The sequence below is a fragment of the Lampropedia puyangensis genome (assembly GCF_004833285.1).
GTDB classification, from domain to species: Bacteria; Pseudomonadota; Gammaproteobacteria; order Burkholderiales; family Burkholderiaceae_C; genus Lampropedia; species Lampropedia puyangensis.
Window position 1 is genome coordinate 1 of record NZ_STFG01000036.1, and the last position, 11,757, is coordinate 11,757.

Annotated in this window: 11 protein-coding genes; 9 read left to right on the top strand and 2 right to left on the bottom strand. The window is 50.3% G+C overall.

The window, feature by feature from the left end:
* Positions 1 to 190: 190 nt before the first annotated feature.
* Positions 191 to 2,284 (bottom strand): choice-of-anchor U domain-containing protein, encoded by a 2,094-nt coding sequence (locus E9531_RS16850; RefSeq protein ID WP_158291834.1) that lies wholly within the window; start codon positions 2,282 to 2,284, stop codon positions 191 to 193.
* A 599-nt stretch (positions 2,285 to 2,883) separates the two neighbouring features.
* On the opposite strand from E9531_RS16850, the gene E9531_RS16855 reads away from it, so the two are divergent.
* The gene (locus E9531_RS16855; RefSeq protein WP_136574939.1) at positions 2,884 to 4,176 is read left to right on the top strand and encodes an AAA family ATPase; all 1,293 of its coding nucleotides are present in this window, start codon (positions 2,884 to 2,886) and stop codon (positions 4,174 to 4,176) included.
* Between the two features lie 262 nt (positions 4,177 to 4,438).
* Positions 4,439 to 4,663 carry a hypothetical protein gene (locus E9531_RS17555; protein WP_158291835.1) on the top strand — a complete coding sequence of 75 codons (225 nt, stop codon included), beginning with the start codon at positions 4,439 to 4,441 and terminating at the stop codon, positions 4,661 to 4,663.
* Between the two features lie 137 nt (positions 4,664 to 4,800).
* Here the strand turns inward: E9531_RS17555 and E9531_RS16865 are convergent, their stop codons facing one another.
* A complete protein-coding gene (locus E9531_RS16865) occupies positions 4,801 to 5,115 on the bottom strand; it encodes a helix-turn-helix domain-containing protein (RefSeq protein ID WP_136574941.1) in 315 nt (104 codons plus the stop codon).
* 86 nt (positions 5,116 to 5,201) lie between these two features.
* On the opposite strand from E9531_RS16865, the gene E9531_RS16870 reads away from it, so the two are divergent.
* From E9531_RS16870 to E9531_RS16900, 7 genes are all read left to right on the top strand, one after another.
* A complete protein-coding gene (locus E9531_RS16870; protein WP_136574942.1) occupies positions 5,202 to 5,711 on the top strand; it encodes a DUF1643 domain-containing protein in 510 nt (169 codons plus the stop codon).
* A gap of 276 nt (positions 5,712 to 5,987) precedes the next feature.
* On the top strand, positions 5,988 to 7,205 hold the full coding sequence (locus E9531_RS16875) for a tyrosine-type recombinase/integrase (protein WP_342210869.1): 1,218 nt from the start codon (positions 5,988 to 5,990) through the stop codon (positions 7,203 to 7,205).
* 114 nt (positions 7,206 to 7,319) lie between these two features.
* A complete protein-coding gene (locus E9531_RS16880) occupies positions 7,320 to 8,141 on the top strand; it encodes a hypothetical protein (protein WP_136574943.1) in 822 nt (273 codons plus the stop codon).
* A gap of 13 nt (positions 8,142 to 8,154) precedes the next feature.
* Positions 8,155 to 8,688: a hypothetical protein gene (locus tag E9531_RS16885; protein ID WP_136574944.1), complete on the top strand. Its 534-nt coding sequence runs from the start codon at positions 8,155 to 8,157 to the stop codon at positions 8,686 to 8,688.
* 91 nt (positions 8,689 to 8,779) lie between these two features.
* A complete protein-coding gene (locus E9531_RS16890) occupies positions 8,780 to 9,058 on the top strand; it encodes a hypothetical protein (RefSeq protein WP_211343475.1) in 279 nt (92 codons plus the stop codon).
* Positions 9,059 to 9,744: 686 nt separating this feature from the next.
* Positions 9,745 to 10,863, top strand: coding sequence for a reverse transcriptase family protein (locus tag E9531_RS16895; RefSeq protein ID WP_211343476.1), 1,119 nt, complete (start codon positions 9,745 to 9,747; stop codon positions 10,861 to 10,863).
* Entirely contained in the window at positions 10,856 to 11,590 is a 735-nt protein-coding gene (locus E9531_RS16900; protein WP_136574947.1) for a retron Ec48 family effector membrane protein, read from the top strand. Before E9531_RS16895 ends, E9531_RS16900 begins: the two co-directional genes overlap by 8 nt.
* The last annotated feature ends 167 nt before the right edge of the window (positions 11,591 to 11,757 follow it).

Sequence of the window (11,757 nt, forward strand, 5' to 3'; positions counted from 1 at the left end):
ACCTCTCCTGTATTTGGGTCGCATGCAGCGAAGCATCGAATTTTAGCAGAATATTGAGCATCTTCTGCAAGCTACTGCGCCACACGGCTTTAGACTTCAACGCCTTTATTAAGGTGACTGCATCATCATCTGATGGGTAGAGCGGCGGGTAGATCGCATGATGAGCACCACTCGCCACTCAATACACGGTCTAGCGAGATACTGAAACCTTGCGTCTGCGCAAACTGAGGGCACCAAAGCCTGCTGCGATTACGCTGAGCAAGGTCAAGGCAAAATGATCTATTGCTGGAACGGGCACAGTTGCGGTCGAGGCCGTGGTTGGCACAGTCGCACCTACAGGGTCCAGAATTTCTCCATTGACTTCCCAGTCATCATCACCCAATTGGCCATCTTGCACGGTAAATGTAGTGGTGTTGCCTGTGATCGCTAGGTCATTGGGCTGGAAATAGCTGCGTGATGTGGCGTTAGCGCTGGCCTTGCCCCATTTAGTCAGGCCCTGCACCTCATCTGGCCAAGTGATAGTGACGGTCACTGGAGTAGCGTCACAACCTACTAGTTTGAAGTCGAGCATGCCATGCGGCATGGCTTGTCCTTGTGGCAGAGTTTCAGGTGCGGCGACAAAGGCGGTGTTGTTCGGATCGACGCGGCATGTTGCTCCGCCACCAGAGAAGCTGACCGTGGCCGGACCTGCTGTCGTGCCTTCGCTGGGGGTTGTGGTGCCAGTGAAATTGGTTTGTACCTCTATAAATTGTGCTGATACTGTTTGCTCCTCTGTCACATTGCTGAGCGTGCAGACATTGGATGAGGACGGAGTGTGGCTGCAAGCACCTGCCCAACCGCTTAGCATGTAGCCCGGTACGGGGGCGGCTTCACAGAGAGCTGTGCCTTCAAACTCTACCGGATTAGGTGTGCAAGTCACACTGCCACCGTGTAAGGCCGCATCCGCTGGTGTGGGGCTGGCGAAGATGCTGTAACTCAGCTTCTCCAATTGGGCTGTGACGGTACAAGAGCTAGTCAGTGGGCCTGTGGTGAACTGATTGATACCGAGTCCAGTCGCGGCGCCTCCACAACCACTGATGGCCACGATTTGAAAGCCTGTTGCTGGGCTGATCGTACAGGCGCTGGTGCCGCCCCATGCGGTTGGCGCAGTGCAAGTCAGGGAGCCACTATTGAGGGGGGAGCTCGTGGTGCTTGGCGTAAGCGCTTGGGCATCAAACGGTGTGACGCTGTTGGATGGCGTGGAAGGCGCGCTTTCATTGGAGCCAGCACTGGCCGTCACGCTGAATGAATAGGATGTGCCATTGGTTAAGCCGGAGACTTCACAGATTAAGGCTTCAGTTGAGGTGCAGAACTTGGTGTTGTCTTCAACAGCTGTTGCTCTATAGCCAGTAATTGGCACTGAGCCAGCATTGAATGGGGCATCCCATTGCACTGTGACTACGCTATTGCCTGCGATTGCAATGACGTTGGTGGGACTATTAGGGGCAGGCAGTGCGCTGTCGCTTCCATACAGTTTGAAAGGCAGAGCGACTGCAACATCCGGCGCTGTGCTAGGATTGCCCCCGTCTACAAGGCTTGTCCACACCCCCGATATTTTATCGAGCTGTTTTGCATTGTCTCCGGGTCGGCTGCGCATGCCTTCTACAGCGACTGTTGGCGTAAAGCCTGCGTTGACTAGGACGATGTTGCGGTGCGTCCATCCAATCCAATATGTTCCTGGTGTAAAGAACCCTGCTGCAGTACATCCAGAAGGGATGGCTGCTTCAGTTTCCCAAATGTGCCTAGTTGTGCTGGGAGGGGCGGTTGAAGGAATGGCACTGTTGCCTGTACGGTACATGCCACTGGAGCTAGACGAGATGAATTGATTGTTTGTGTCATCCCCGCACAGCAGTTCGCTTTGTGCTGAGTCAGGCGGACCATTCCAGATCTGTAGGCGGTAGTCATTGAATGGCGATTCAGTTCCTGAGTAGCCTGTTTGATACGCGTAAAGCTTCACCGTGCTTAAAGTCCAGGTAGCTCCAGCAGGAACAACAAAATCGTCGGCGAGTAAGAAATGTGTACTGGATGATGAATAAGCGCTCCCTAAACCCAGAGTGGTATTGGCTTCGGAGGTGTTGCCTGCATCGTTTTGCAATTCACTCCACTCAAAACCTGTCGGCGCTGTAGCGCCGCTTTTGCTGATGGCACCTGTGGACAGCGGACCATTGTCATATAGAAGCTGACCTGAGCTGCTCTTCACAACGATAGGAGTCGCCTTGCTATGCACAGGAGCCCATGGTTGCATGGTGATGTTGTCTGCGAAATCACTGCCAACATCGTCCCGAGCAAGAGGGCTGGCGATACTGCTTAGGTGGCACAAGCTGAGCAATGCGCTAAAAACCGCCACCTTATGCCGTACAGCATGAGCTCCAAAGTGCTGGACCGTGTTGCGTGATGCAGATGTGCCTGGGCAACTAAGGAGTATGGTGCTGGTGCTTTCAGCAGCATTAATCGCAGGGTGGCAGTGTGACATGAGCTTTGGAAATTAGATGTATCAATATCTCTCAAATTACAACATATTCGCAGTCCCTTGGCTATCCCTGAGTTCAGGTATTTTCAATGTTGATTAGGCTATCAAAGCTTGATATTTGGAGGTTCTTTGCATTCGACAAGGGATGGCTGGTAGATCTGGACTCGGGGCTATCCATGCCCCATTTATTGAGGCTTGGTACTGCTGCTTGATGGGTAGTGCGGCGGGTAGATGTCAGCTATTTTGCCGCGTTGGATTGAGCTGCTAAGCGTAAGTACACATGTCACTGGAACAATCGATAAGGCATTGGGTGTGGACTGTGGAGGTATTGCTGCGGTAAAGTAATCGGAAAATAACTTCCAGAGCAACATCAAATGCCTAGTTCCGGACGTGGAGACCTCGATCAACCAAGGCCATCAAATTACGATCCCGCTTCGGAGCATGGCGCATCGGGCTATTCTCCTATCAGTCGCCTAGATTTTACGGACGAAGAGGCGTTGACAGGGTTTACTACAGAGGAAGTTTCGCGCGTCCGATCTGAGAAGGCGCTATCGCCAAAGCTCCAGCGTTTAGTACAAGTAAATGAGCCCTTTGCAGCGATTTCGCCAGAAACTGAGCCTTTCGACTCCTTCAGTGTTGGAGAGTTTGATTACTGGCCTGAGCTGCAATGGATGGTTGAAGGGCTGTTTCACTGCGGCTCGCTCGTGATGGTATGGGGGCCATCGGGAGCGGGTAAGACTGCGTGGTTGATTGACCTGACATTAGCTATTGCGCACGGGAGGAGTTGGGCTGGTCGCGGCGTCAAGAAGACTGGTGCTTTGTATTGTGTTTTGGAGGGGGGCTACGGATTTCGTAAACGAGTGCAGGCTGCAATCGCGCACCACAAAATTGAGCCCGATCTCCAACTCAGGTTCATGTTTGAGCCTATCGATCTTGGTAGTACCGAGAGTCTGAACCGTTTAGCTGCTACAGCCGCCCGTTTCGGATGTCAGCTAATCATTATTGACACACTCGCAGCCGCATTGGCAGGGAAAGCCGATGAGAGCTCCAATCAGCATATGGCGGAAATCATCGATAACGCGAAGCGACTAACTATGTTAACCGGCGCTACGGTAATATTGACCCATCACACGGGACACAATCAGAGCCATGAGCGCGGAGCCACTGCTTTACGGGGCGGAGTAGATACCTCGATCAGTATTAATCGTAAAAATGAGAGGCGATTCTGGAGAGTCGAGAAGCAACGTGACGGAGAGGATGGCTTCGGAGGAGATTTTGAGCTTGTCTCAGCAGACAGCTCGAGTGATATGACTGGTAGCGGGATCATTGTTCAGCACGGAATGACGCTGAGCAAAGAGCAGATCAAGTCCTCAAGTAAGAAGCAAAAGTCGAACCCAAACCATGCTCGTGTCTTTGAGGCAATCAACAACTTGTGGCTGCAACAGACTCAAGAGCTTTCGTCTGAGGAGCGCGCCGCGCATACGATTCTCTTTGACGAATGCGTCAAGGCCGGTGCAGCAGCAGTTCAAGTCGCTGATCCCAAGAAAAATGGCCGTAGATCGGCGCAAGCAGCAATACGGGCACTGGCAAAAGTAAATCGCTTGCAGATATATGCAGACAACCGAGTAACGCTTGCGGCGTCTCCTCTCCCTCTCTCTTCCCATTAAATTTGGGAAGAGAGAGGATGTGTCAATCACGTAACGCCCTGTCTTGCGCTGCTCTCGATTACGAGTGCATCGCAACTTTCAGTTTAATTTTCAGGGAATTTTTACATTAATGGATGGTCTCGACCAAAGCGAGCGTGACGAATACATTACAAAGTATCTCCAAGATATGGCGGCTAGAAATTCGGCACCAACTACTTACAACGAGTTTGCATCCAAGCATGGGTTTCCGTCAGTCACGAACGAGAATTGGACAGGCCATCCAATGCAAGTTTTGTTTGTCCGACTGGATGCTTCCGATATTGCGATGGCGCGCCCTCTGCTTACCAGCCTCATTGTTCATAAGTCCTACCCGGATAAGAAAATTCCTGGTCACGGGTATTTCAAATCACTAGAGAAGCGTTTAGGAAAAGAAAGGCTCCAAGGCAAGGCAAAGGTATCGATTTACCACGACGAATTGCAACGTCTGTATGCTTACTACAAAGGGTAAGCAGTAGGTTTTTCTCTGACGTATTGTCGTAAAGTGGGTACGTTTCTACCCTGATCGACAACGGTTCAAGGGTACAAAAATAATTCCGAAAAGAGGTGTTAAGCGTTTGCACAAACTTTGCAAGTACCGCCAAAGGACTACTTCTCCTTATCCAGCAACTTCTGAACTTCTCGCCTGGTGGATGCCTTCGCCTGATGGAAGCTGATTAGTAGGCTTGCAATGTCATCATCCCCATCAGCGAAAAAGAACGCTACAGGCACATCAAGTACCTTTGCTAATTTACGCACTGTTAGCAGGTCTGGCCTATGCACACCTAGCTCATACCGGTTAATACGTGTGCTTGCGACAAACTCATCAATACCGGCCTGAATTCCAAGTGATTTCTGCGATAGCCCGGCTGCTAGCCGTGCTTGCTTGAGCATCGCGCCCCATTGCTGATCAACTTCAGACATCTCGCGCCCAAATGGCTACGAGAGTCGTAGTATTGTGTTATTTTAGATACTACGAATAACGTAGCTAAGAGGATGAGGCTCGCTCTATGTACGACATCTACCACCCCGACGAAAACGACCAATGGCGCTACACACTAGGACGCTCAGGTGCAAAGCCGCTAATCACCATTGGCCTCAATCCCAGCACTGCCACGCAAGAAAGGCTTGATCCCACGGTTACCCGTGTTGAGCGGGTCGGCCTGCAAAACGGATTTGATGGCTTCATCATGCTCAACCTCTATCCGGTGCGAGCAACCAAGTATGAGGACTTGCCTGCGACTGCTGACCCGGTGGCCTACCAGCGCAACCTTCAAGCCATAGAGCGAGTGATTGCAGCGCACCCCAAGGCGGTACTGTGGGCTGCGTGGGGTGACTCCATTGGCGCACGCACATACTTTGGCCAAGCCAGAGACGACTTGTATGGCCTGCTTGCCAAGCACAACCCGGCATGGCACCACTTTGGGACGCTAACTGATAAAGGAAACCCGCGCCACCCAAGCAGGCTTCAGTACAACTGGGAGTTTTCTCCTTTCCAGCCTGCGTCTAAGTCCCAATAAATTCCTCCCTGCTTTCTATGGCGAACAAGAAAAAGCGGCCATTTCTATGCCGGGCATAGGCGCGGGACTTATCGCTGGACTCCGATTCAGGGATAGCGAAAAATCTATTGAAAATCAATTCCTTACGAGTTATCAAATTAACCCATCGCCCGAAAACCCAATGAAATAAGGAGGCGGAGCGTAATCCCTTGACTGGCGTGGGTTTGCGGGCGGTTGGTTTGGCCGGAAAACGCACTAGAGCGGCTTACGGCACGATGACAGCAGGAGGAATTGAGCTTGAGCAGAAAAGAACTCGCGGCGCAGCAAGTGGCCATGATTGGCAGGCGCGGCATTAACTTTGTCGGTGGTGTCACCGGCTTGGCCCTGAACGTCACCATGTATGGCTCACGCAGCTGGGTACTGCGCTTTCAAGTGGCAGGCAAACGCAGGGACTTTGGGTTGGGCTCTTACCCATCTGTCACTTTAGCGGAAGCAAAAGAAGCGGCCCGGCGTGCCAGAGCCAAACTCGCCCAAGGCATTGACCCGATAGAGGATGCCCGCAAAGCCCGTGAACAACTGGCGCACCAGATGCACACCAGCATGACGTTTGGGGAGGCTGCAAAGCGGTATATCTCTGCCCACGAGAAAAGCTGGAAGAGCCCCAAGCATGCCCAGCAATGGCGCAATACGCTGGATACCTACGCGAGTACCGTTCTTGGGAAGGTGGCAGTACGGGACATTACGGTGGCGATGGTGCTCAGGGTCTTGGAGCCAATCTGGTCTAGCAAGACAGAGACGGCTACGCGCTTGCGGGGCCGGGTTGAATCCATCATTGATTGGGCCATTGCACGAGGCTACCGCACGGATGCCAACCCAGCCCGCTGGAAAGGGCTACTAGACAAGTTGCTACCCGCGCCCGGCAAAGTCACTAAAACCGTACACCACAAAGCCATGCCGTATAGCCAACTGCCGGGCTTTATGACTGAGCTATTGCAGCAAGACAGCATGGGGGCTAAGGCATTGGCCTTTGTCATTCTGACGGCTACACGCTCCGGTGAAGTAAGAAACGCCACATGGGACGAATTCGACTTGGAAGAGCGGGTTTGGACTATCCCAGCCGAGCGCATGAAAGCCAGTAAAGCCCACCGAGTGCCGCTGTCTGATGCTGCTATGGATTTACTGCTCGCGCTGCCCAGAAAGCCCAGCCCCCGTGCTTACGTGTTTCACAGTCCATTGAGCCGCAATGCAGAGAAAGGCTCGCCACTGTCTGATATGACCCTGACCGCTTTGCTGCGTCGCTTGAAGGTCGATGCAGTGCCCCATGGCTTTCGCTCCACGTTCAGGGATTGGTGTGCCGAGCAAACAGACCATGCCAATGAAGTAGCAGAAATGGCGCTAGCCCATACCGTAGCAAACAAAGTGGAGGCCGCCTATAGACGGGGTGACCTCTTTGCCAAACGTATAGCGCTGATGAGTGACTGGGCCGCCTTCGCTCTACAAGCCAATCGCAAGTAACCACAGATTTATACCAACGCAACAAGCCCCAAACATTGGACAACTCGTCCATTTGGCGGTCGGCTCTGCGAATTGAAAGCCACACCTATACGAACCAACAGGGAGTTATCCGATATGAAAACCAGTAAGCCTAAAACCGCAGCAAAATGGTCGAGCCTAGTCGCTGTCCATGCCATATGGCTGGGTGCCTTAACGCCAGCGCTGGCGGCACCTGCCCAGTGGATAGAAGTAGCGCCGAGAGGGGCTGCACTTCTGTGCAAAAGCATGACCGTTTATGCAGAAATCTATGGGGCTAAAGACCCAATCAATGCCAAGCTAGAGAGGGGCTATCGCTGGAGCAACCCCACAGCATGGGCTGCTATGAAGCTGGACGGTGACTTTATGGCCCGGGCAAGGATAGCGGTCATGATGGCCATGAATGATGCTCTTGACCGTCAGGACTGCGCGGAGGTGCAAGAGGATGATCGGTACTTGATTGATAAGAATCCAGCCAATCATCAGCTGTTTAGCACAACGAATGAAATGGGTGCTGGCGTAGCCTATGCACCCATTGTTTACAAGCATCAGCAGTATTGGGGCACCTTCAATGACCAATCGTTTCGCATAACGTCCAACAGTCCAAAGGCACCGCCATCACAGCAAACAAGCGGATCAAACCCGGCACAAGTCAACGACCGACCAGAAGAATTTGCACGTGGCACCAACTATGCAGTAGTGCGTGGTAGCTTACTCAAACAGGGCTGGCAGCCACTGATTACGCCTGGAGCTGCCGAGCAGTGCTGGGAGGATGACGACCGATGCCAAGGACGCCCGGAAATGGAGTTCTGCTCCGGCACAGGGCATGCGCTATGCAGATTCAACTGGGTCAAGGACAACGTGCGGTTGTCAGTCTGCACCTACGGCGAGTCCGGCCTATTCGACAATTACTGCCAATGATGGGGAGCGCGCTATGAACATCACTCCAACATCAAAGTGGCAGGACTTCAAAGCGTGGAACGGCCGGACATGGCGCTCGGGCTTATGGGGCAAACTAAAGCTGATTGCAGGCTGGTACGTGGCGGGCTGCTTTGCTATTAGTTTGCCAATCGTTCTGCTCGTGGCCATCACCATGCCGCCAGTTGAGAAGCGGCCAGAGATAGCCCAGACACAAAGCAGCGTGGTGAGAACCAAAACGCTGTATGCCACAAGCTCGGCTGATTTGGAGGCGCGCAAGGGGCTACGAGAGGTCTACAACCTCGCCCACGAAAATTCGCAGCTTGAGCGCATCCGAATCAACTACGTCATGTCTGCCAACGGCGTCAGTGACCAATACGGCAACCCATTGACAGAGGATCGTGCCATGGGCCATATCGAGTTTGGGGCTGAGGACTTGGAGGAAATGCGCAAATACCGCACGGAGTATTTATACATGGATGAGTTGCGTCGGTTGCTGTATGAGCAGTTGCTCAAGACAATGCCGAGCGGACATTTGCTGCGGCCGTAAGGGGGATTACGTGATCGAGCAGAGCGTGGACTACGGGGGGTTGGCCTCCTTCCTGCACCGATTCTTCCATAAAGCTGACCTTCCGACCGCTATGCAGTTCGAAGCCATTGAGGGACGGCTTGATAGGGCGATCCTCAAGTCGCAGCGCGGCGCAAGCTTCGAGGAAATGAGGCATTGGCTGATTGGCGAGGTCGAAGCTAACCAGCAGGCTCAGGGGCTGGCATGCATTACTGGTACGCTACTGCTACGACAAGGATGCCTGCTGAGCCAATTGGCCCAGCCGAATCAGCTTACCATCCACTACTGCTTTGGCAGTGGGTACGACGTGCAGTTGCTCTGGCTGTCTCCGGTGCGGAAGGGCATGGCATGATGTCGAATATAGCGAGAGCGATACTCATTGCCCGTTTTGGGTGTTGCTGACTGCGACGATGGGGGGAGCTATGGCTGACGGCTCAGATCTCCAACCTGCTAAGGCTGTGGTTGGAAGAAGCTTGTTTGGGGAAACATGTTAGTTAGCCTACCAAACAATTTAATACCTTAATTCAAGCGAGTCGGCCCATGTGATGAGAAACCGACGCCTCTAAGCATCGGGAAATCTGATTAAAGTCTTTGGTAGGATTAAACCAGCTGCTTTAGTTTGAACGCAATATCTGCGAAACTTGCTTGACATTGTGTATCATGTTGCTAAAATTTTCTCAAGCATGAGCGCATCGCTCGTTTGCCGCAGCTGACAAATTGAGTTGTTGGAGAGGTCTGGATACAGACGTTGATTTGCTTGATAAGCGTATCAGCAAGACGGAGGCGGGTACTACCATCCGTCTCTTCTTCGAAGAGAGTTAGTCGCAGGGTTTGGCCATGGTGGATATGGCTGTTGCCAACGACTCGTCAGTCTAAGCATCACATCCACCTGCGCCCTATTGTTATGGGCTGGCTAAACCACTTTGATCAATTTAATTGAAGACGAACTCCCTATACAAGCCAAGAAATAATCCGACGAAAGTTTCGGAAGGCGCTATTGGATCCATGAATGCCTTATGCAAGGCATTGGACTTAACTTTGGATGAAATTTCTGAAGCGTTGAGTTTAACTGCTGCCGATAGATATAAAGAGCGTTCAGTACCTAAGCCAAATGGCTCAATTCGGATAGTTCACAATCCGCATCATTTAATTAGAAAAATTCAGCGCAGAATTAATCGAAGGATTTTCTCTAATCCCGACATTATTCTTTGGCCTGATCATGTATTCGGCTCAATACCTAATGAGGAATTCTCGGATTCTCCGGCGGCTGAGAAGGATTATGTAAATTGTGCTCGACAACATTGTCGGGCAAAAAGTGTTCTCTCTGTTGATATTAAAGATTTCTTTGACAATATTCATAGAGATCGAGTGCATCAAATATTTTCGGACTTCTTGAAGTGTGAAGAGGAAGTTTCGGATGTCTTGGCTAATATTTGTTGTCGTGGCGATAATTTGGTCCAAGGCGCATTGACATCAAGCTATATTGCCACCTTGTGTCTATATTCTAATGAAGGTCTTGTTGTTGAGAGGCTTCGAAATAAAGGGGTCGCTTATACACGTTTGGTCGATGATATAACAATATCTAGTAAAATTGCAGACTATGATTTCTCTTTTGCCATGAGGCAAATAGAGAGGATGCTGGATGAATTTGGATTGCCTCTAAATACTAATAAAACAAAGCTGCAAAATGCAGGGATGCAGCCGCTTATTGTGCATGGTTTGAGGGTTGATTTTGATCAGCCACGACTTCCTCCTGATGAGCCAAGACGAATTAGAGCTGCAGTAAAGAATTTAGAACTCCTTGCGTCTACTCCTGGCTATAGAGCGTCCCGAGCTTATAGGAAAGACTTTAATCGTTGCCTTGGTCGAGTTAATAAATTGGATCGTGTTGGGCATAAGCAGCATAAGGTATTGCTTGCGCGCCTTAGGAGTGTTATTCCATTGCCATCGCATATGGATATCGAGCGGGCTGAGCAGCAAGTGACTAGGTTGCAAAATGATAGTGCCAAGGCTGGATATAAAGAGACATACTGGTTCTATCGCCGATGGTATGTTGCAAGCCAGCGTATTGGCATATTAAAAAGATCGTTTCCGGGCAAGGCTTCCGAACTTAGAGAGCGTCTGAATCAGTTGCGGCCAATTAAAAATTATGAGTAAATTTAAGAATATTATCTTAAATCAGCCTCTTGGTTTGATTGTTCTTGTGATTGCTTTGGCATTTATATTGCTTTTCGGTATTGGGCTTGCATTGATTAGTGGTTTTGCTACTATCAAGCATGCCGGGCTTTACCTTGATCCAATTTGCTTTAATGCAGATTGCGTTGAAAGGCTTGTGGGAAAATTGCAGCCTTCTTTGAATATTGCAAGAGCAACGCTTGATGTTGGTGTAGCATTCGCAACTATGGGGGGTATACTTATTGCACTTCTTAGTTATATTAATTCATCAAGTAATGCTGCGTTGACTAATCACATAGAGCATTTGAAGATATTTCTGGATTATGCTGAGTCGGAGGTTGAAAAGCATGATCGTTTGTTATCTGCTAATTTTGATGTAATTTTTTTGTATGGAAAGATATTTGATCAGTCTAGGCTTGGGAAAACTACTGTATCTGATGATTATAGGATTTTTCTTGTTGATCTAAATAAGATTCTCGAAGAATCAAATGAGCGTTGTACAGTGGGTACTCCAGGTGGTTTTAGCTATAAAGACCATCAGAGGCGTGTTCGTGATCATCTTGTTTCGGCTGGAATAACTATATATTTGGCTCCTCGGAATGATTATTTTGAGATGGAGAAACAGATGTTTTCTTTTCTCTCACGTATAAATCAGTCTTTTTGTCCTTTCGGCACCCTTCCAAATATTGTTTTGCCAAGTTACTATTGATGGCTAAATATTTTTATTAATTGTGTAGTCGGTCACAAATAGAGTAATTAAATGAATTTAAGTGTGGGTAAAACGATGGGTAGAAAAGCAGAACGGGCCACTTGGGCCCGTTTTTCATGAATTCTAATTTGTGAGGGAGGGATTCGAACCCTCGGTAGGCTTGCACC